This is a genomic window from Macrococcus equipercicus (assembly GCF_004359525.2).
Classification (GTDB): domain Bacteria; phylum Bacillota; class Bacilli; order Staphylococcales; family Staphylococcaceae; genus Macrococcus; species Macrococcus equipercicus.
This window is the reverse complement of the sequence record NZ_SCWC02000002.1, coordinates 75,606-97,585: the sequence shown is the minus strand read 5'-3', so window position 1 is coordinate 97,585 and position 21,980 is coordinate 75,606. Positions and strand designations below refer to the sequence as shown.

Here is a 21,980-nt window from a genome sequence, read left to right as displayed (position 1 = left end):
TCATAATTAATTGACCTGGTAATCAGAACCAAAGAATGATTTGAATAACTGGAAGTTCGTCTGCCGGTTCATCGCTGCGATTGATGTTGTCAAAGGAATCCCTTTAGGACAAGCTTTCACACAGTTCTGGGAGTTACCGCATTCAGCCAGTCCGCCTTCACCCATCAAGGCGTGAAGACGTTCGTCTTTATTCATACTGCCTGTCGGATGCAGATTGAACAGACGGACTTGTGAGATCGGCTGCGCTCCCATGAATTTAGAATTCTGGTTGACGTTCGGACATACTTCAAGGCAGACACCACAAGTCATACATTTAGAAAGCTCATAAGCTGTCTGACGTTTCTTCTCAGGCATACGGGGCCCTGGTCCTAAGTCGTAAGTACCATCAACCGGCACCCATGCTTTGACACGTTTTAAGTTATCGAACATTTTAGAACGGTCGACCTGCAGGTCACGCATCACCGGGAATGTCGCCATCGGTTCAAGGCGGATCGGCTGCTCCAGCGTATCGATAATCGTTGAACATGACTGACGCGCACGGCCGTTGATGACCATTGAGCAGGCACCGCACACTTCTTCCAGACAGTTCATGTCCCATGTGACAGGTGTTGTTTTCTCACCCTGTGCATTGACTGGATTACGCTGAATCTCCATGAGCGCTGCGATGACGTTCATGTTCGGACGGTATGGAATAACAAACTTTTCATCATAAGGCTTAGCTTCCGGCTTAGCCTGACGTCTGATCACTAATTCGATTGTTTTTTCTGCCATTAATGTTTGCCTCCTTTTTTAGAGTAATCGCGGACACGCGGAGGAATTAAGCTGACATCGACATCTTCATAGTTGAAGATCGGTGGATTTTCTGGTCCGTCAAATATCGCCATTGTTGTTTTCAGCCATTCCTCATCGTTACGGTTCGGGAATTCCGGCTTATAATGGGCGCCGCGTGATTCATTACGGTTATACGCACCGATGGTCATGACGCGCGCAAGCACCAGCATGTTCCATAACTGACGCGTAAAGAATACTGCCTGGTTGCTCCATGTCGCTGTATCTTCCATATCAATGTTCTGGTAGCGTTCCATCAGTTCGACAATCTTCTTGTCTGTTTCAAGCAGCTTATCATTGTGACGGACTACCGTCACGTTAGCTGTCATGATTTCACCGAGTTCTTTATGAAGTTTGTACGCATTTTCTGTGCCGCGCATATTCAATAATGACTCAAAGCGGGCTCTTTCGCTCTCGACTTGACGTTCAAATATTTCTTCCGGAATATCTTCATAAGAAGTTTCAAGGTTTTTAATATATTTAATGGCGTTCGGTCCTGCGACCATACCACCGTAAATGGCTGACAATAATGAATTCGCACCAAGACGGTTACCGCCGTGCTGTGAATAATCACATTCACCGGCAGCGAACAGTCCAGGGATGTTTGTCATCTGGTCATAGTCCACCCAGATGCCGCCCATTGAATAATGCACAGCAGGGAAGATCTTCATCGGTACTTTACGCGGGTCATCACCTGTGAACTTTTCGTAGATTTCGATGATACCACCGAGCTTCACATCCAGTTCGTGCGGGTCTTTATGACTTAAGTCAAGATAGACCATGTTCTCACCATTGATACCGAGCTTCTGGTTGACACAGACATCGAAGATCTCACGGGTTGCGATGTCACGCGGCACCAAGTTACCGTAATCCGGATATTTCTCTTCCAGGAAGTACCATGGCTTACCATCTTTATATGTCCAGACACGTCCGCCTTCACCACGCGCAGATTCACTCATCAGCCGCAGTTTATCATCGCCGGGAATCGCTGTCGGGTGAATCTGGATGAACTCACCGTTTGCATACGTCGCACCTTGCTGGTAGACAACAGAAGCGGCAGAACCTGTGTTGATCATGGAGTTCGTTGATTTACCGAAGATAATACCAGGACCACCCGTTGCCATAATGACAGCATCAGCTGCAAATGATTTGATTTCTGCGTTGATTAAGTTCTGAGCAACGATACCGCGGCAGACACCGGCGTCATCTTTAACGATGCCGAGGAATTCCCAGCCTTCAAATTTTGTGACTAATCCTTCTACTTCGTAGCGGCGTACCTGTTCGTCCAGAGCATACAATAACTGCTGCCCCGTTGTCGCACCGGCATAAGCCGTACGGTGATGCAGTGTCCCGCCGAACCGACGGAAGTCAAGTAATCCTTCAGGTGTTCTGTTGAACATAACACCCATACGGTCTAATAAGTGGATGATAGCAGGCGCTGCTTCAGTCATCGCTTTAACGGGGGGCTGGTTCGCCAGGAAGTCACCGCCGTATACTGTATCATCGAAGTGAATCCAAGGTGAATCGCCCTCACCTTTCGTATTAACCGCACCATTGATTCCACCTTGTGCGCACACTGAATGAGACCGCTTAACAGGTACTAATGAGAACAGCTCCACATTGGTGTTCTGTTCTGCTGCTTTAATCGCTGCCATTAACCCGGCGAGCCCGCCGCCGACAACGATAACCTTACTGTTTGCCATATATATGCCACTCCTCTAAATTAAATGAATGCAAATAATGCTGTTAAACCTAATGCTGATACTGCCAGGAATACGACTAATGACACATAAGTCATGATGCGCTGCGACTTGTCATTCTGAGTGATACCCCAAGTAATGGCAAATGACCATAGACCATTCGCAAAGTGGAACACTGTGCTCAAAATACCGATGACATAGAAACCGATGTAGAAAGGATTCGTCATCAACTCATGCATCATGCTGTAATCCACGTGGTGACCGAATGCAACTTGCACGCGTGTCTGCCAGACATGGACAGCGATAAAGATGAACGTGATGACCCCGGTCACACGCTGCAGCAGGAACATCCAGTTGCGGAATGTTGAGTAATGTCCAATGTTATTGCGTGATGTAAATGCGATGTATACGCCGTAGATCGCATGGAATAAAATCGGGATGTAGATGACTACTGTTTCCAGCAGCAATTTCAGTGGTAGGTTGCCCATGAAGTCAGAAGCTCTGTTGAAGCTCTCAGGACCGTAAACTGCAAAGTGGTTAACGAATAAATGCTGGAGTAAGAATACACCAATCGGCAGCACACCAATTAAAGAATGCAACCTGCGTAATGCAAAAGACTGTTCTGGTTTCGCCAAGCGAAGTCCCCCCTAATAATTTTGTAGCAAGATAAATGAACACGTTTAATTCTACGCTTCTTAAATTATGAAATCAAGAAACCGATTACATTTCGCAGAAAAAAATAATAACTTGCTGTATGGCATTATTGTATCACTTTTCAAACCCTTGTGAACTATGATAATTATTTTCAATTAGCGGGATGCTGGCATGAAATCATAATAAAAAACACGGACACTCGTTCCGTGTTTTTTATTATCACGAACTGTTCAGCGTCGTCTGAATGATCTCCGCTGTCGCTTTCGGTATACCGAGTGCCGTCAGTTCCTCAAGCGGGGCCTCTTTAATGCGTTTAATCGAACCGAAATGCTTGATCAGCTGTGTCTTCCGCTTCGGACCGACACCTGGTATAGTGTCCAGCTGAGACTGCAGCCCTGTCTTCTGCCGGGTCTGCCTGTGGAACGTGATGGCAAACCGGTGCACTTCGTCCTGAATGCGCTGCAGCAAGTAGAACGCCTGGCTCTTCTTGTCGAGCGGAATGATGTCTGCGTTATCGCCGTACAATAGTTCTGCTGTCTGGTGCTTCGCATTTTTCTTCAGACCGGCGACCGGGATATCGAGTCCCAGCTCATCTTCCAGCACACTCGTAATAATGTTCATATGGCCTTTGCCGCCGTCGACAATGATCAGGTCAGGAAGCGGCAGCCCTTCCCGCAGCACCCTCATATAGCGTCGTCTCACGACTTCCGCCATCGATTTGTAGTCATCCGGCCCCTGCACCGTCCGGATTTTATACTTCCGGTAGTCTTTCTTGCTCGGCCTGCCGTCGATGAACGTAATCATGGCTGACACCGGGTCCACCCCTTGAATATTGGAGTTATCGAATGCTTCGATGCGGATAGGTGTCTGGATGTTCATCGCACGTCCCAGTTCTTCAATCGCATTAATTGTGCGTGACTCATCGCGCTCTATCATATCGAACTTATTGGACAGGGCGATCCTCGCATTTTTCTCCGCCAGCTCGACCATCTCCCGCTTCGCACCGCGCACCGGCTGAACGACTTTCGTCTCGACGACGGAACGCACTATCTCGATGTCCAGCCCGACCGGTATATGTACTTCCTTCGGCAGAATGTTCTGGTTCAGCTGATAGAACTGGCCGATGAAGTTGTAGAATGCATCTTCCGGATCCTGCAGCAGCGGTATCATCGTCACGTTCCGCTCGATTAAATTCCCCTGTCTGATGAAGAACACCTGCACGCACATCCAGCCTTTATCCACACTGTAACCGAAAATATCTCTCACCGTCATATCAGCTGTCATCATCTTCTGCTTGAACATGATAGCCTCCACGTGACTGATCAAGTCACGGTACTCCTTGGCCTGCTCAAAGTTCAGTGCGCTGCTCGCCTCTTCCATCTTGCGGCGCAGGTCTTCAATGATCGTTGAATCCTCACCGTTCAGAAACTGGGTGACCGTCTGCACCATCGCCTGATATTCCTGCTCCTCGACCGGATAGACACACGGACCGAGACACTGGCCGATATGGTAGTAAAGACACAGTTTGTCCGGCATATGGTTGCATTTCCGGAACGGAATAATACGGTCCAGCAGCTTCTTTGTCTCCTGCGCGGAATACGCATTCGGATACGGGCCGAAATATTTGCCGCTGTTCTTCTTCACCTGGCGTGTGACAAGCAGCCTCGGATGCTTCTCCTTTGTGATCTTGATGAACGGATAGCTCTTATCATCCTTCAGCAGAATATTGTAGCGCGGATAATGCTTTTTGATCAGCGTCAGCTCAAGGAGCAGCGATTCAATCTCCGTACTTGTGATGATGAACTCAAAGTCCCGGATCTCCGCGACAAGCCGGGTCGTCTTCTCATCATGTGCGCCGCTGAAATAAGAGCGGACACGGTTGCGCAGATTCTTCGCCTTACCGACATAGATGATCTCCCCCTGCCTGTCCTTCATCAAATAACAGCCGGGTTCCATCGGCAGCACCGCAAGTTTCTGCCTGATTTTTAACTGAAAGTCTTCCATACGCTATTCCCCATTCAAAATAAAAAAGAGCCGAAGCTCTTTTTTAATGCGTCCTATACGCTTCTTAGTAATGTTTTTCAAGAACGGACTGAAGTTGTTCTTTAGGTTGGAAACCTACGACTTTGTCAACGACTTGACCGTCTTTGAAGACGATTAACGTCGGAATGCTCATCACTTCGAATTTCGCAGCAGTCGCCTGGTTTTCGTCAACATCCACTTTAACGATGTTGGCTTTTCCGTCGATATCACCTGCTAAATCTTCAAGCACAGGAGCGATCATTTTACATGGTCCACACCAAGGTGCCCAAAAGTCTACTAAAGTTACGCCTTCTTTAATATTTTCTTCAAAGTTTGCATCAGTTGCATTAATCAATGCCATTGTTTGTTCCTCCTAAAATTTCATGATAACAGGAGTATAACATGGTGCTAATCAACCGTCATCCTCTTTGCTCACACTCGTGCGGCTTTAAAGGCATCCGTCAGCATCGGTACGACATCGAACAGATCACCGACGATGCCGTAGTCCGCCACACTGAAAATATTCGCTTCCGGATCTTTGTTGATCGCGACGATGACTTTGGCATTGCTCATGCCCGCCAGATGCTGAATGGCACCTGAAATACCGCACGCGATGTATAAGTCAGGTGTGACGACTTTACCGGTCTGGCCGATCTGCAGTGAATAGTCGCAGTACTCAGCGTCTGTCGCACCGCGTGAAGCACCGACTGCTCCGCCGAGCACATCTGCCAGCTCCTGCAGCATGTTAAAGCCTTCTGCTGATTTAACGCCGCGGCCGCCCGCTACGACGACTTTCGCTTCTGCGAGGTCTACACCTGCCGTTGTCTTCTGCACGATTTCATTGATTGTTGTCCGTAAATCCTTGATTGTCACGTCAAGCGGCTCGACTGTGCCTGCCCCTGCTATGTTCAATACCGCAAAGTTATTCGGTCTGATTGTCACGACTCTGAAGTCACTGTTGAACGTCTTCTCCTCGAATGCTTTGCCGGAATAGATCGGCCGCTTGAAGTGCCCATCACTGTAAGCAACGACATCAGTGATCAGTCCAGCCTGTCTTCTGACCGCAATGACTGGTGCCAGATCCTTGCCGACAGCCGTATGACCGAGAATCAAATAGTCAGGTGATACAGCATCCAGCGCCGCCTGGATGACTTGAGTATAACCGTCGCTGCTGTAAGGCGTGAGCTGCTCGTCTGTCACTGTCAGAATGCGGTCTGCTCCGTGTGCTGCCAGCTGACCTGCCATATCATCTGTCCCGTTGATCAACAGCGTCGTGACTTCTCCTAACTGCCTGCCAAGTGCAATGGCTTCAAATGAGACATGTCTCAGCTGATAATCTTTAATTTCTGCTACTGTTAAAATATTCGTCATGATAATCCCCTTTTCCTATCCGACTATTTTTCTGTCATGAATCAGCAGACCGACCAGTTCGTCTATTTGCGCCGTCAGTTCACCGTCAAGAATACGGCCCGCAGCTTTGTCCGCAGGAAGCGATAGCGCTTCCCGGCGGGTCAATGCTTCGTAATCATCCACTTCTATATCATCGAGCGCTACTTCATCAAGCGGTTTTTTCTTCGCCTTCATGATGCCCGGCAGTGACGGGTAACGCGGTTCATTCAACCCTTGCTGACACGTCATAAGAAACGGCAGCTGCACGGATACTTTCTCCGTGTCACCTTCTGCATCTCTTGTAATATGCGCCGTCGTGCCGTCAATTATAAGTTCTACTGCTGTCGTCACGTACGGTATATCAAGAAGTTCAGCTACAGCCGGCCCGACAGAACCGCTGCCGCCGTCGATAGCGACATTGCCCGCAAGAATCACATCAACATCCTGCGCTGCCACATACGCTGCAATAATCCGTGCGACGCTGCTGCTGTCTAAGTCTTCGTAGTCATCCTCAGCATTGATCAGCACAGCGCGGTCCGCACCCATCGCGAGCGCGGTCCGCAGCTCCTTCTCGCTCTCCTCAGTGCCGACCGTCAGAACAACAATCTCGCCGTCATGTGATTCCTTCAGCTTGACTGCTTCTTCAATCGCATATTCGTCATACGGATTGATGATAAACTCTGCGCTGTCCTCGTCTATTCTGTCCCCCTGCAGCTGAATCCGTTCCTCTGTGTCAAATGTGCGTTTCATCAGTACATAAATGTTCATCCTTCAATCCCCTTTGTTGATGTTATTTAAAGTCTGGTCTGCGTTTAGCGATGAATGCCTGAACCCCTTCTTTAGCATTATCGGTGTCAAAGATCCGGCCGAAGAGCCGGGCTTCCGTGTCATCACTCTTCTCAGCTTCTGTTTCTGCGCTGACGGCCATGATGCCTTGGATGGAATCCAGTGAATAGCCTTGAATGGTTGAACTGAGCTGTTCTGCGTAGCGCACCATGTCATCTTCTGTCGGAAATGCCTTTGTGACAAGCCCCATCACTTCCGCTTCAGCGCCGCTCACTGCCTGACCGGTCAGTGCCATCTCCAGTGCTTTTGCCGTGCCGACATGGCTTTTCAGGCGGCGTATCCCGGAATAACCCGGCATGACGCCGAGATTGATTTCCGGCAGGCCGAGCTGCGCATCAACTGTGCTCAGACGAATGTGGCAGCTCATCGCAAGTTCAAGCCCGCCGCCGAGTGCTGCACCTTTGATCAATGCGATCACCGGCACGTTAAAATGCTCAAGCCGGTTGAACACTGCATGAGTATCACGACTCTGCTGCTCGAGTTCTTCGGCACTGCGGAGAGCGAACTCCTTGATGTCAGCTCCTGCTGAGAAGAACCTGCCCTCCCCTTGCAGCAGGACGACTTTGACAGTGCCGTCAGCTTCCACAGTATCCAGCTTCTCCCCGAGCTGTGCTACAAGTTCTGCCGACAGCGCATTCGCTTTCGGTCGGTCAAGTGTCAACGTACAGCGCTTATCATTAATAGTCATGTTAATCATGATGGTCCTCCTTGGTTACGGCTTTACTGATCAAATAGTACAGGTCGTCAAACTGGGCGGTAATATCATACTTGAAATCAGCGACTACCCATGTCGAGATCGCCTCATCAATCGCTCCGAAGATGAGCTGCCTTGCAAACTTCAGATTCATCGCCGGGTCAAAGACACCGGCATCGATTCCTTTGACAAGAATATTTTCAAGCAGCCGGTGATAAGGGATGAGCAGATGATTCAGTTTGTTCCGCATCTCCTTCTTCGACTGTCTGAGCTCCAGCTGCACGCATGCTGCAAGCGAGCGGTCAAGTGCCAGCCACTCCACATGGTTTCTGACGAATGTCTTCAGCTGGTCTTCAGGTGATGCAGCTGATGTCGCTGTCATGGTCGCCATCAGCTGGTCAACTTTATCTTCAAACAGACCGAACAGAATATCGTCCTTATTTTTAAAGTACAGATAGATGGTTCCGTCGGCGACTCCCGCCTGTTTCGCTATTTTTGACACTTGCGCGCCGTGATAGCCGTGCTCTGCGATGACTTCCACAGCAGCGTTGATGATGATTTGTCTTTTTTCCGTCAATGATGTTCTCCCTCTCTACTGAATGACCATTCATTCAACTATTAGTATAAAAAAGAAGTAATTTTCCGTCAAGTTATTTTCAGAATATTACTTCTTTTTGTTCAAATTACTGTAAAAACAAGTAGGTGACCCCGCCGAGCAGCATGAGTGTTGCCACGATGATCAGCACGACGGCAAGTTTATACATATCAAAGTTCCACATCATATCCTCCTACTTCAGTTCGACGACTGTCACACCGAAGCCGCCTTCTGACGGCATACCGCCTCTGAATGATTTCACCATCTTAGCACGTTTCAAATAGTCCTGCACACCTTTTTGCAGCGCGCCTGTCCCTTTACCGTGGATGATGGTGACCTGACCATAGTTGCTGAGCAGCGCCTGATTCAGATAATTCTCGAGACGGGTCAATGCCTCTTCATAGCGCTCACCCCGTAAATCGAGCTCCATCTTGATGGTCTGGCGGTTGACGCGCGGGACAACCCGGATCTGCTTATCCTTCTCAGGCTGCTCCTTCTTGAAGTCAGACAAAGGCAGCTTCATCTTGATGATACCCATCTGGACGACCGCTTCTTCCTTGTCCACTGACAGAATGACACCTTTCTGGCCGTAAGACAGCACTTTGACATTGTCACCCGGTGCGATGACCTCCTGCACTTCTGCTGTACGTGATTTTTTGAGCGTTGTTTCATTGTATAAGTCTTTGAACCGGCCTTTCTTCTCGATCAGCTCGTTTTCTTTAATGCCCTGCTGCTCTGTCCGGAGCGTCTTCAAGTCTTTAATGATGTCGTCCGCTGCTTTCTCAGCTTTCGTGACAATCTCATTCGCCGACTGCTTCGCCTGTTCAATGAGCGATTCTTTCTGACGGCTGTACTGCGCGTACTGGTCAGACAGTTCTTTATGCAGCTGCTCCGCTTCTTTTTTCAGGCGCTCCATTGTAATGCGGTCGTTTTCTGCCTGCCGTGTATTTCTCTCTAATGCGGCAATCATTTCATTGACTTCGACGTTGTCCATATGGATGAGCTGCCGGGCATGTTTGATGACCGATAGCTCGAGCCCTAACTTCTTCGAGATTTCAAAGGCATTACTTTTTCCGGGCACACCCATCAGCAGTTTATAAGTCGGGCTCAATGTCTCCACATCGAACTCGACACTTGCATTCATGACATGCTCACGGTTATAGCTGTATGCTTTCAGTTCAGGATAATGCGTCGTCGCCATCGTCATGACATCCTTCTCAAGACAGCGGTCCAGTATGCTCATCGCAAGCGCCGCACCTTCAGCAGGGTCTGTCCCTGAGCCGAGCTCATCAAACAGCACAAGACTTCTGTCATCCATCTCCTGCAGTATGCTGACGATGTTCGTCATATGACTTGAAAATGTGGAGAGTGACTGTTCGATCGACTGCTCATCACCGATATCACAGAAAACTTCGTGATAGATGCTGAGGGCCGCGCCTTCTGCAGCCGGGATCATCATGCCGGACTGGGCCATCAGCACAATGAGGCCGACTGTTTTCAGTGTGACGGTCTTCCCGCCGGTGTTCGGCCCTGTAATAATGACTGAATGAATGTCATCTCCGAACGTGATGCTGTTTTTGACGACTGTCGCAGGGTCGAGCAGCGGATGCCAGGCAAACGGCAGATCAATCGTCCGCTCGTCTTCAATGACCGGGATCACGCCTTTCAGTGAATGGCCGTACTTTGCTTTAGCGAGCTGATAGTCAAGTTCACCCATGACCTCGGTCACCCAGTTGATCTCATGATGAGCTTCAGCGACGAGTCCGGACAGCTCGTACAGAATCCGGCTCACTTCCTCGTTCTCACGGGCAGCGACTGTGTTCAGCTGGCTGCTCAGTTCGACTATGCTGTTCGGCTCGATGTAGAATGTCTGACCGGATGCCGACGTATCGTGGACGATGCCCGGGAAATCCTGCTTGTACTCACTGCGCACCGGTATTACCTGCCGGTCATTACGGATCGTCACGATGGCGTCAGACAGTTTCTTCTGATTGGCCTGCGAGCGCACGATGGAATCAAGCTTGTCCTTAATTCTGCGGTTGATGCCTTTTTTCTGCTGCCGGATATCATACAGTGCAGCGGAGGCGTGATCGCGCAGTTCTGCCTCGTCACATTTCGCATCGATCTCATCACTGACGTGACTGAGCACAGGCAGCTTCTGAAACTGTGCGCTCAATAGCGGCAGAGAAACATCGCCGCCTGACGTCAAGCTGAGGATGTACGTTTTGTAGCGGTTCGTCACCCTGATGTTGTTTTTGATGCGGTTCAGCTCAGTGACGCTGAGCATGGAGCCGATATGCGCCCGCTTCGTCAAGCTGTGAACAGTGGTCAGCGTGCTCATGCCGGGTTCACTGCCCTGCATATTGATGATGCGCGCTTCATCGAGTCTGCCGAGCTGCGCCGTCACCCAGTCTTTATCGGTTGACGGGTTCATCACCTGGACAAGTGCCGTGCTGACTTCATTCTGCGCATAGCTGATGACGCGTTCTTTAACGCGGTTATATTCTAAAACGTTGAGTGCTTTAACGTTCATTTCATTTTCTTTCCTTCCTTAAGCCACTTTCTGAATGCGTCACGCGTCATCGTGTTGATGACTGAAGCTGTCGTGACATGGCCTTTAATGGCTGTGCCGACGCCGTACTTCATCAAGTCGAGGTGATTGATATGATGGGCATCGGTATTGATGGCGATAGTCAGTCCCGGATTGCTTTTAAGGACAGCACTGCTGATGTCCAGCCTGATCGGATGGGCATTCACTTCAAGCACTGTGTTCGTCTCCTGCGCCGCTGCGATCAGCTGCGCCATGTCAACCGGATAGCCGGAGCGTCCGCCGAGCAGTCTGCCTGTCGGATGGGCGAGCTGTCTGACATAAGGATTATGACAGGCATTCAGCAGCCGTTCCATAATTCTGCTCTCCGGCTGGCTGAATGACTGATGGATGGCAGCGATGACATAATCGAGCTGTGCCAGCACGTCATCCGGGAAATCAAGCGTACCGTCCGGCAGTATGTCCATTTCTGTGCCGCTGTAGATATCGATCTCACTGTAAGCTTTATCGAGCACTTTGATCTTCTCATGCTGTTCCAGCAGCCGCTCAATAGACAGCCCATTCGCGACGCGCAGGCTTCTTGAATGATCGGTGATGACCATGTAGTCGTACCCTTTCTTGATGCACGCTTCAATCATCTCCTCAAGTTCGTGGGCGCCGTCACTTGCAGTCGTATGCATGTGAAGGTCACCTCTGATCGCATTGAGCGTCAAAATAGTCGACTGGTCCACATCGAAGGCATCGACCGTATCACGCATTTCAGGCGGTATGTACGATTGACCGTAATGCTGATAGATCTCTTCCTCCGTCGCATACTGGATCAGTTCGCCGTCTGCTGTCGTGATGCCGTACTCATTGACTTTCTCACCGCGTGCTTTAGCGAGCTGACGCATCTTGACGTTATGGTCCCTGCTGCCTGTGAAGTGATTCAGCATCTGCACAAATCCCGCAGCATCCGTGAACCTGAAATCAACCGCTGTCTCAATATCCTCGATCATGACGGTGACAGACACTTTCTCAGTGCCGCTCACCTCGACGTGAGTGACGATATCAAGTGACTCGATTTCTTGCGCTGCCTGCTCTGGATGCGCAGTCTCAACAATGTAGTCCAGGTCCTTGCTGTATTCAGCCATCCGCCGGTGACTGCCGGCAACTTGATAACGGCTGACGGACGGGCAGCTTTCCAGCCCTTCATTGATGAACAGCGTCAGCTTCACCGCCTCATTGATGCTTAAATCATGTTTAGTCGTCAAGTCTTCGATGCCCTTTAAGATGGTCTCCTCTGTCTTGGCACCGAAGCCTGCAAGTTCCTGCACTTTCCCTGCGGTGCATGCTGCTTGCAGCTCATCAATCGTGGTGATGCCAAGGGTTTTATACAGCTTGACGATTTTCTTCGCCCCGAGATTTCTGATCTTCAGCATTTTAATATGGCCTTCAGGCACTTCTTCCTTCAGCGTATCAAGAAGCGATGACTGCCCCGTGCTCCGGTATTCGTCGAGCAGCTCCGAGACGCTCTTACCGATAGCCGGCAGCACTGAAAAATCCTTGATGTCGTCAATCGGTGTCTGCGACTGTTCAATCGCTCCGGCCGCTTTACGGTATGCGGAGACTTTGAAGCTGTTCTCACCTTTCAGTTCCATATATAATCCGATTGTTTCCAGCAGCTTGATATAATCTTTCTTTGTCATTATGAAGACCCCCAAAATAAAAGTCATAGACCTCCGCCTATGACTAATGATTTAAAATTATGAACGCGGCATTCTGAAACCAGTGGATGGCACGGTCACTTAATATCGGTGTATATTCCACTACAAACTTCGCAATGAAACTGCCGTTGATACGGTCCTGCAGGAATGGAACAGGAATCATCGCGATAAAGAAAAACAGGAGAAAGACAAGCAGATAACTTTCAATGAAACCGAGCAGTGAGCCGAGCCATGCATTTAACTGCTTGAGGAGCGGCAGCTGGGCGATATAGTCAAAGACCGTCGCAATCATCTGCAGAATGACCTTGCTTACAATGAACAGAAATATAAAGCTGATGACATTGTAAAACGCCTGTTCGCTGTTGAACCAGTGAATCAGCTCAGAAGGCTGCTGACCGGCGGCTGGATAAGGAACGATTAAATAGAGCTTCGCCGCTAGTGCCTGGTAGAACAGGCGGGCGATGATGAATGCACCGATTGTACCTAATAAGTGCATGGACTGTAATATAAAACCTCTTCTGAGACCGATGACCGCTCCAAGAATGAGGAAGAACAATAAAATAATATCAATCATGTGCAGAACCCTGACCTTCTGAATCATATTTAGCGAGCAGTTCTTCGTATTTCTCCTGCAGCTTGACATAATCATCCATAATATTGACAGCTGTCAGTACAGCTTTGCGTGATGTGTCAAGACCGGAGTTATAGCGGGAGATCTCTCTGATGCGGGAATCCACCAGTCCGGCGACGTATCTAATATGACTCGGTTCGTCTTCACCGATGATCGTGTAATGTTGATCATATATAGAAACGGTTATTCTGTTTTTAAATTCACCCATATGGTCCACTCCACTGTCCGTCATTTACTTTATATGTTACCATTTTTTATAAAGAATACACAATAAAAATACGCTTATAATGAGGGATTTACTGTGAGTACAGTCGTAAAAATGATGGATAAAATAGAAATTGAGAAACTGCTGAAGAAAATCACCCATGAAACGGAAAATCTGCCGCCCGGTATGATCGCCCGTGCAAAAATCCAGGGGCATTCCATTTCAGTCTACCGCTCGAACAAAGTGATGATACAGGGCCGTGACGCTGACAATCTGGCAGCTGAACTGCTCGGCGCGCTGCCGGCTGAACAGCAGGAACCGAAACAAATGACACTCGCATACGACCAGTATAACTGCATCGGCTCAGATGAAGCCGGTTCAGGTGACTACTTCGGTCCGATGACCGTCGTCGCAAGCTACGTCTCCAAGCAGCATGCCGAGATTCTCAAGCTGCTCGGTGTGATGGACTCAAAAAACTTAAAGGACCCGAAAATCGTCGAGCTCGCGGAGCAGATCATCCCGCTGCTCCCGCATTCCCTGCTCGTGCTTGATAATCCGAAATACAACCAGCAGAAGGCACGGGGCTGGAGTCAGGTCAAGATGAAGGCAGTGCTGCATAATCAGGCGATCCATAATGTGCTGAATAAGATTGACACAAAGCCCGACTATATCGTCATCGACCAGTTCGCCGTCCAGGGCGTCTACGAGAACTACGCGCTCACCCCAATACCGGAGCGCGCGCGCACACGTTTTGAGACGAAAGGTGAATCGAAGTCCATCGCTATTGCGGCGAGCTCCATCATCGCAAGATATGCCTTCATCAAACAGATGGACAAAATCGAACAGGCAGCAGGGCTTGAAATTGTTAAAGGCGCCGGTGCGAAAGTCGACCTGCAGGCGGCGAAGATCATCGAACGCCGGTCGCTCGATTACCTTGATTCAGTGACAAAGAAAGACTTCAAAAACAGAGCAAAAGCCCTCAATCTAGTTGAAAGGAAGCGGTCATAATGGAACCGATCTATTACGGCGCAGGTCTCGGCATCATTGCCTACCTGTTATGGTATATTGCCAAGGAAATAGGGAAAAGACGTAAGTGATATCGTTTACGCTTTCGTGCCGGTCAAGACTTTGAAAACGTGACGCGCAAACCGGAATGCCTCTCAAGAAATCAAAAACGTGACACGCAAACCGGAATGCCTCTCAAGAAATCAAAAACGTGACACGCAAACCTTGTATAGAAAGGACTTTTCCTTATGAACAACATCATCATCAAAGGCGCAAGACAGAACAACTTAAAGAATATCACACTCGAGATTCCTAAAAATAAGCTCACCGTCTTCACAGGTCGGTCGGGTTCCGGTAAATCGTCACTAGTATTCAGTACGATTGCTGCCGAATCTGAACGATTATTAAATGAAACATATTCTTCCTACATCCAGTATCAGCTGACGCAGTATGCGAAGCCGGACGTCGATGTCATCCGCAACCTGCCGGTGTCCATGGTCATCAGCCAGAAACGTCTCGGCGGTAACTCGCGGTCAACAGTCGGCACGATCTCTGATATTTATTCAGCGGTGCGCCTGCTCTGGTCGCGCGTCGGCACACCATTTGTCGCATACTCCACCGAATTCTCCTTCAACAATCCGGTCGGCATGTGCGAGACATGTCAAGGACTCGGTTACGTCGAAGATATCAATGTCGATGAACTGCTCGACTACGATAAATCACTGAATGAGCATGCCATCAACTTCCCGACATTCGGCCCAGGCCACTGGCGCGGTAAGCGCTATACGTTCTCCGGCCTGTTTGATAATGACAAGAAACTGAAAGACTATACAAAGGAAGAAATGGAGACTCTGCTCTACACAGAACCGAAGAAGTTAAAAGATGCACCGGAGAAATGGCCGAAGACTGCTAAATATGAAGGCGTCATCCCGCGCTTCCGCCGCAACTTTCTGATTAACGACGGCTTTGAGAAGAAGCGCTGGCTGACTGAAGTGAACCGCGTCGTCACAGAAATGCCGTGTCCTGTCTGTCACGGCAAACGATTAAACGACCGGATTTTAAGCGCTAAGATCAACGGGCTCGACATCGCAGACTTTACGCGCCTGACCATCCATGAGGCCATCCAGTTTCTGGACGATGTTCATGATGACAAAGCCGCTTACATCATCAAGCCGCTCCGCGCACAGCTGCAGTCGCTGATTGATATCGGCCTCGGCTATTTGACGCTCGGGCGTGAGACCCCGACGCTGTCCGGCGGTGAATCACAGCGCATCAAGCTCATCCGGCATTTGAACAGCCCGCTGACTGACCTTGTCTATATCATTGATGAACCGAGCGTCGGCCTGCATCCTGAGGACATCAAGAACATCAATGAAATCATCCGCTCGATCCGTGACAAAGGGAATACCGTGCTCGTTGTGGAACATGACCCGGACATCATCAAGACAGCGGACCACATCGTCGATATCGGTCCCGGTGCCGGTAAAAATGGCGGGACAATCACTTTTGAAGGCAGCTACAACGAACTGCTCGCATCAGACACCGCGACGGGTCACGCGCTGAGACGACATCATCAGCTGAAGGAAGCACGGACACCGGAGGCATTCATCAAGCTTAAGAACATCACTAAAAATAACCTTAAAAATGTGTCTGTTGATATTCCACAGCACGTCATCACAGCAGTTACAGGTGTCGCAGGTTCCGGTAAAAGCACGCTGATCAAGACCGGCTTCAAAAATAAAGAGCACACCATTTTTATCGACCAGAAGCCGGTCCATGCCTCGAATCGTTCAAACCTGCTCACCTACACGGCTATTTTCGATGAAATCAGAGCCTTTTTCAGCAGGGAGACAGGTCTGAAGAAAAGTCTGTTCAGCTATAATTCTGACGGCGCCTGTCCGAACTGCCATGGTAAAGGGGTATTGAAGACGGAGCTTGCCTATATGGCAGACTTCACGCAAATATGTGAAGTCTGTAACGGCACCCGCTATCGACCGGAAGTACTGGCGGCGACAGTCGACGGCTATTCCATCGCAGACGTCCTGAAGCTGACCGTTGAAGAAGGTATCGATTACTTCAAAGAACACGAGGTGATCACGGAGACACTGCAGTCACTCGCAGCGACCGGTCTCGGCTATATGACACTCGGTCAGTCACTTGATACTTTGTCAGGCGGCGAAGTGCAGCGCGTGAAACTCAGCAAGTATTTGATTGACACTGTCACAGACCGGACTTTTATCTTCGATGAGCCGACGACGGGCCTGCATGAGGAAGATATCCATGTGCTTATCACTTTATTCAACAGGCTCGTAGATGACGGCAATACCGTTATCCTGATCGAACATAATCTGACGATGATGACTGCTGCCGACTGGATCATCGATATGGGACCGGAAGCCGGCCAGCACGGCGGCAGGCTGCTCTACAGCGGCCCGCCAGCAGGGCTCCTCGATGTCGAAGAGAGTTATACTGCTGACCATCTGAGCAATTATTTGGAGCTTGAGCGTATATAGGAACGAATCCCATAATAATAACCCCGGCAGTCTGCCGGGGTTATCTGCTTCACCATTAGTCACATATCAGTCCACGGACTTTATAAGTTCCCGGGTTCAACTTTTTCTTACCCGCGATGCCAAGATATTCTTCCAGTGTCACATGGTTTTTATACATGGCCGTCGCACCTTTTTGACCCACATACCTGATGTGCCATGGCTCATACATAAAACCAGTAATAGACTCCTTACCTTTCAGATAACGAATAATAAAGCCGAAGCGGTGGGCATTGGCCTTCAAATAGCGGGAAGCCAGTGTATATTCAAAGGCAGTGCTCAATGTCCCGTAGTTACTGTTATCCCTGATATCCATCGCTACACCCGCCTGATGTTCAGAAGTCCCCGGTTTAGCGGAGATTTTTGAGGCATAATTAAAGCCGTACATATTGATGTAATCATTATATAACGTCTGCTGCGCCTGATAGCTGCGGAAGCCATAGGCACCCTGTGTCCCTACAATGCCTAATATTATCCCTTTTTTCTTCGCATCGGCAGCCATCGCCTTGTAGTTTCTGATCATCGTTGAACTAGCGCCCGGATTATAATCACGTGACATCCCGTATACTTTGTTGGCGATCACATAATTGTTGATCTTAGTCACGCCGCCTTTATTCACGACATTGATAGTGCACGTTTTCGGTGTCACTGCTGCATCAGCAGTTGCGGCTGAGACTGTCACTGCCACTGCAGCAGTCAATGTTATCATCCATCGCTTCATCACTATACGCCTCCATTTGTTGTATTCTACTTAATTATATAGTGCAGCATCACGAACGTATATAATTTCTGTAAAATTATATCAATTCATCCTAAAAAAAGAGACCTGTCCAGGTCTCTTTCTCTTAGCCTCTTAACTTAGCACCCGCTGCTGTTAAGTTTTCAAGAATCTGATCGACAATCGGCTGAATATCCGCGTCTTTTAATGTCTCTTCCGGGTTCAGGAACTCCATGCGGATTGCAACAGATTTCTTATCTTCAGCGATATGCTCGCCTTCATACACATCAAAGACCATTGCGCGCTGCAGATACTTGTTGTCAGCACTCATGATGATGTCAATCAGTTCGCCTGTCTCGCGTGTCCGTTCCACTTCAAGCGCGATATCACGGGAGATGCCCGGGAATTTCGGGATCATATGATACTTCACGGCACTTGTCTCTTCTAATATACGCTGTAAATTCAGTTCGAAGACATACGTCTCTTTTAAGTCATGCTCGCGTTCAATGAGTGGATGCAGCTGACCGATGAAACCGATGACTTCGCCGTTCAGGAGAACTTGTGCACTGCGGCCTGGATGCAGTTCCGTGACATCTGCACGCTCGTAAGTGAACTGCACACTTAATTTAGCAGCTAATGCTTCAACAATCCCTTTGATGACGAAGAAATCAACCGCTTCGACTTTACCCTGCCATTCAGTCGCGCTGAACTGACCTGTGATAATACCCGCTAATTTCTCTGTCTCAACCGGCTGCGCTGAACCGCGGCCACGGAAGACATTACCGATTTCGTATAACGCGACGTCTTTCAGCTGACGGGCATTGTTATACTGCACGGCATCGATTAAATGCGGCAGCAGGCTTTGACGTAACACGGCATGGTCCGCACTCATCGGCATCATCAGTTTGACCGTCTCCTCTGTCTTGTCCGTGAACTGCTGCGCTTTTTCTTCAGACACGAGCGCATAAGTGATCGCCTGGTTCAGCCCCAGTCCTTCAAGCAGTGATTTTACTGCACGGCGTTTCGCCTGGTAAGCCGTCAGACCGACACGTTTACTGGCATGCGTCACAGGTAACGTCGACGGCAGTTCGTCGTAACCGTAAATACGCGCCACTTCCTCGATTAAGTCTTCCTTGATCGTGATGTCACCGCGTCTTGTCGGCACATGGACGTTGAACGCGTCACCATCCACCTGGCTGTCGAAGCCGAGTCGTTCAAAGATAGTCTTGATTTCTGTATTGGAGAGATCAAATCCGATTAGGCCGTTCACTTCATCAGTCGTGATCTGCACCGTCACTTCAAGGTCAGGCAGTTCTCCTGCTGCCACAATACCTGCAAGCACGTTGCCGTTCGCATGTTCCTGCAGCAGGAATGCGGCACGGTCAAGCGCCATGTTCACGCGCTCAGGTGCGACGCCTTTTTCGAAGCGGCTGGATGCTTCTGAACGCAGACCCGTCTGACGGGACGTCTTACGGACATGGACCGGGTTGAATAACGCTGATTCAATGACGACATTCTTCGTCTCCTCTGTCACTTCAGAGAAATCACCGCCCATGACACCCCCCAGCGCAATCGGTGCGCTGCCGTTCGTCACAACGATATCCTCAGCAGTCAGCACGCGCTCCTTGTCGTCAAGCGTCGTCATCTTCTCGCCTGCCTCGGCATAACGGACAACGATTTTCTGTGAGCCGATTTTGTCAGCATCGAACATATGAAGCGGCTGACCGAGTTCCATCATGACATAGTTGGAGACGTCGACGACATTATTGATCGGACGCACGCCTGCTTTGATGAGACGCATCTGCATCCATGTCGGAGACGGCTTGATTTCCACATTTCGGACGACACGCGCTGCATAATAAGGAGAAGCATCAGCATCCTCAATCGTCACCGCAATCGCATCTGCTGCGTTCCCGGATTCCTCTAACTCTGCTTCAGGGAACTCAATCTCTTCTTCGTACAACGCACTCACTTCATAGGCAGAGCCGAGCATGCTCATCGCATCCGCACGGTTAGGCGTCAGACCGAACTCCATCACACCGTCTGCCAAGAACAGTGCTTCAAGCGCATCAGTGCCCGGCGTCACTTCTTCAGGGAAATGGAAGATCCCTGTCTCGTACTGTGCCGGCACTAAGTTCTTCGGCAGACCGAGCTCACCGAGTGAACAGATCATCCCGTTTGATTCAACGCCGCGCAGTTTCGCGCGCTTGATCTTAACGCCGTCCGGCAGACGACCGCCCGGCTTGCAGACGATGACATACTGGCCCGCGTCGACATTCGGTGCACCGCAGACAATCTGCAGCGTCTCATCGCCGACATCCACAGTCGTGACATTAAGTTTGTCCGCATCCGGATGTTTCTCCTTCGTCAGCACATGACCGACAACCAGGTTTTTGATATCTTTCGTATAATCGGTGATCTCTTCTACTTCAATCCCGCTTCTTGTGATCTTCTCGGCCAGCTCTTCAACCGGCACATTGACGCGGACAAATTCATTCAGCCATTCTTTACTGACTAACATGTTCACTACCTCCATCTTCTACTGCTTTGAACTGTTCAAGGAAACGTAAGTCATCCGTATAGAAATGACGGATATCTTCAATACCGTATTTCAGCATCGCGATACGGTCAGGCCCCATACCGAAGGCAAAGCCTGAATATTTCTCTGAATCGAACCCCGCCATCTCTAGCACATTCGGATGCACCATACCGGCACCGAGAATCTCGATCCAGCCTGTGCCCTTACAGACGTTACAGCCGGCGCCGCCACACTTGAAGCATGAGATATCGACTTCAACAGATGGTTCTGTAAACGGGAAGAAACTTGGACGGAGACGAATCTCGCGCTCAGCCCCGAACATCTTCTTCGCGAACAGCTCCAGTGTTCCTTTTAGGTCGCTCATCTTGATGTTCTCATCAACAACCAGCCCCTCAATCTGCGTGAACTGATGGCTATGCGTCGCGTCATCACTATCACGGCGATAAACTTTACCTGGACAGATGATCTTGACCGGACCCTGACCTTTACGGCTCTCTAATGTTCTCGCCTGTACTGGTGACGTATGCGTACGCATCAGGAGCTCTTCTGTGATATAGAAACTGTCCTGCATATCACGCGCCGGATGCGACTTCGGCAGATTCAGTGCTTCGAAGTTATAGTAATCTGTCTCGACTTCGTAGCCTTCCACGACTTCATATCCTAAACCGATAAACAGATCTTCCAGTTCCTCGACAATCTTTGTCAGTGGATGTGCGCTGCCGACATTGAAATTGCGACCGGGTAATGAGATATCAATCGTTTCATTCTGAAGCTTATCATTGATCGCTTTGTCCTTCAGCTCCGTATCTTTCTCTGTCATCGCCGCTTCCACAGCCTGACGCGCCTCGTTCACGAGCTGACCGAACATCGGCTTCTCCTCGTTCGGCAGTGACTTCATCTCTTTCATCAATCCGGTGATAATCCCCTTCTTACCAAGATACTCCACCTTCACCTGCTGCAACGCTGCCGCATCACTCGCGTCATTCACTTTCGCCAGTGCTTCCTGCTGCAATGCACTTAACTTATCCTTAAGCTCCATCATAATCCTCCTAAAAAATTGATAAAAAAATAGCCCCACGTCCTACAAAGGGACGAAAGACTTCCGCGGTACCACCCAAATTTATGCCTAAGCATACACTTCATTCATGCGTAACGGGCAGGGACCGGCTTAACTTCTTATTAAGCAACCAAAAAGATGAAAAGAAACACAGCTCATGATGATCGTTGCACCACAGTCGACCACTCTCTGGACATAAACTATCAATCCCGTCTTTTTATCGGTTCAATATTCATTTCCTATTCATTATAGGAGATAAGAGAATGACAATCAAGTGAGGATGAATATAAAGAT

Annotated in this window: 18 protein-coding genes; 2 read left to right on the top strand and 16 right to left on the bottom strand. The window is 49.4% G+C overall.

Translation table 11 applies throughout. The features are described from left to right. Nucleotides 1–6: 6 nt before the first annotated feature. The 13 genes from sdhB to zapA form a co-directional block, all read right to left on the bottom strand. On the bottom strand, nt 7–771 hold the full coding sequence (gene sdhB, locus ERX35_RS03010; protein ID WP_149458442.1) for a succinate dehydrogenase iron-sulfur subunit: 765 nt from the start codon (nt 769–771) through the stop codon (nt 7–9). Beyond that, complete coding sequence (sdhA, locus tag ERX35_RS03005) at nt 771–2,531, bottom strand: succinate dehydrogenase flavoprotein subunit (RefSeq protein ID WP_149458441.1); 1,761 nt, start codon at nt 2,529–2,531, stop codon at nt 771–773. Before sdhA ends, sdhB begins: the two co-directional genes overlap by 1 nt. Nucleotides 2,532–2,551: 20 nt before the next feature. After that, nucleotides 2,552–3,163, bottom strand: coding sequence for a succinate dehydrogenase cytochrome b558 subunit (locus ERX35_RS03000; RefSeq protein ID WP_149458440.1), 612 nt, complete (start codon nt 3,161–3,163; stop codon nt 2,552–2,554). Between the two features lie 238 nt (nt 3,164–3,401). Then, nucleotides 3,402–5,186, bottom strand: coding sequence for an excinuclease ABC subunit UvrC (gene uvrC / locus ERX35_RS02995; protein ID WP_149458439.1), 1,785 nt, complete (start codon nt 5,184–5,186; stop codon nt 3,402–3,404). Nucleotides 5,187–5,250: 64 nt separating this feature from the next. Beyond that, complete coding sequence (gene trxA / locus ERX35_RS02990) at nt 5,251–5,565, bottom strand: thioredoxin (protein WP_149458438.1); 315 nt, start codon at nt 5,563–5,565, stop codon at nt 5,251–5,253. 71 nt (nt 5,566–5,636) lie between these two features. Beyond that, nucleotides 5,637–6,578 (bottom strand): electron transfer flavoprotein subunit alpha/FixB family protein, encoded by a 942-nt coding sequence (locus ERX35_RS02985; protein ID WP_149458437.1) that lies wholly within the window; start codon nt 6,576–6,578, stop codon nt 5,637–5,639. A 12-nt stretch (nt 6,579–6,590) separates the two neighbouring features. Then, nucleotides 6,591–7,361, bottom strand: coding sequence for an electron transfer flavoprotein subunit beta/FixA family protein (locus tag ERX35_RS02980; RefSeq protein ID WP_149458436.1), 771 nt, complete (start codon nt 7,359–7,361; stop codon nt 6,591–6,593). Nucleotides 7,362–7,383: 22 nt separating this feature from the next. Continuing rightward, nucleotides 7,384–8,136 (bottom strand): enoyl-CoA hydratase-related protein, encoded by a 753-nt coding sequence (locus tag ERX35_RS02975; protein WP_149458435.1) that lies wholly within the window; start codon nt 8,134–8,136, stop codon nt 7,384–7,386. Continuing rightward, nucleotides 8,129–8,710, bottom strand: a complete 582-nt coding sequence (locus ERX35_RS02970) for a fatty acid metabolism transcriptional regulator FadR (protein WP_149458434.1) — start codon at nt 8,708–8,710, stop codon at nt 8,129–8,131. Before ERX35_RS02970 ends, ERX35_RS02975 begins: the two co-directional genes overlap by 8 nt. A gap of 211 nt (nt 8,711–8,921) precedes the next feature. Continuing rightward, nucleotides 8,922–11,261, bottom strand: coding sequence for an endonuclease MutS2 (locus ERX35_RS02965; protein ID WP_149458433.1), 2,340 nt, complete (start codon nt 11,259–11,261; stop codon nt 8,922–8,924). Beyond that, nucleotides 11,258–12,964 (bottom strand): DNA polymerase/3'-5' exonuclease PolX, encoded by a 1,707-nt coding sequence (gene polX, locus ERX35_RS02960; protein ID WP_149458432.1) that lies wholly within the window; start codon nt 12,962–12,964, stop codon nt 11,258–11,260. Before polX ends, ERX35_RS02965 begins: the two co-directional genes overlap by 4 nt. A gap of 43 nt (nt 12,965–13,007) precedes the next feature. After that, the gene (locus ERX35_RS02955; protein WP_170234516.1) at nt 13,008–13,556 is read right to left on the bottom strand and encodes a CvpA family protein; all 549 of its coding nucleotides are present in this window, start codon (nt 13,554–13,556) and stop codon (nt 13,008–13,010) included. Next, on the bottom strand, nt 13,549–13,821 hold the full coding sequence (gene zapA, locus ERX35_RS02950) for a cell division protein ZapA (RefSeq protein WP_149458430.1): 273 nt from the start codon (nt 13,819–13,821) through the stop codon (nt 13,549–13,551). Before zapA ends, ERX35_RS02955 begins: the two co-directional genes overlap by 8 nt. A 93-nt stretch (nt 13,822–13,914) precedes the next feature. Between zapA and rnhC the strand changes: the two genes are divergently transcribed. Together rnhC and ERX35_RS02940 are read left to right on the top strand one after the other, a co-directional pair. Beyond that, complete coding sequence (rnhC, locus tag ERX35_RS02945) at nt 13,915–14,826, top strand: ribonuclease HIII (protein ID WP_246143105.1); 912 nt, start codon at nt 13,915–13,917, stop codon at nt 14,824–14,826. Nucleotides 14,827–15,071: 245 nt separating this feature from the next. Continuing rightward, the gene (locus ERX35_RS02940) at nt 15,072–17,336 is read left to right on the top strand and encodes an ATP-binding cassette domain-containing protein (RefSeq protein ID WP_149458429.1); all 2,265 of its coding nucleotides are present in this window, start codon (nt 15,072–15,074) and stop codon (nt 17,334–17,336) included. Nucleotides 17,337–17,391: 55 nt separating this feature from the next. Here the strand turns inward: ERX35_RS02940 and ERX35_RS02935 are convergent, their stop codons facing one another. The 3 genes from ERX35_RS02935 to pheS form a co-directional block, all read right to left on the bottom strand. Beyond that, complete coding sequence (locus ERX35_RS02935; RefSeq protein WP_149458428.1) at nt 17,392–18,093, bottom strand: M15 family metallopeptidase; 702 nt, start codon at nt 18,091–18,093, stop codon at nt 17,392–17,394. A 124-nt stretch (nt 18,094–18,217) separates the two neighbouring features. After that, nucleotides 18,218–20,611 carry a phenylalanine--tRNA ligase subunit beta gene (gene pheT / locus ERX35_RS02930; protein ID WP_149458427.1) on the bottom strand — a complete coding sequence of 798 codons (2,394 nt, stop codon included), beginning with the start codon at nt 20,609–20,611 and terminating at the stop codon, nt 18,218–18,220. Continuing rightward, nucleotides 20,598–21,668 (bottom strand): phenylalanine--tRNA ligase subunit alpha, encoded by a 1,071-nt coding sequence (gene pheS, locus ERX35_RS02925; RefSeq protein ID WP_149458426.1) that lies wholly within the window; start codon nt 21,666–21,668, stop codon nt 20,598–20,600. Before pheS ends, pheT begins: the two co-directional genes overlap by 14 nt. Nucleotides 21,669–21,980 lie beyond the last annotated feature (312 nt).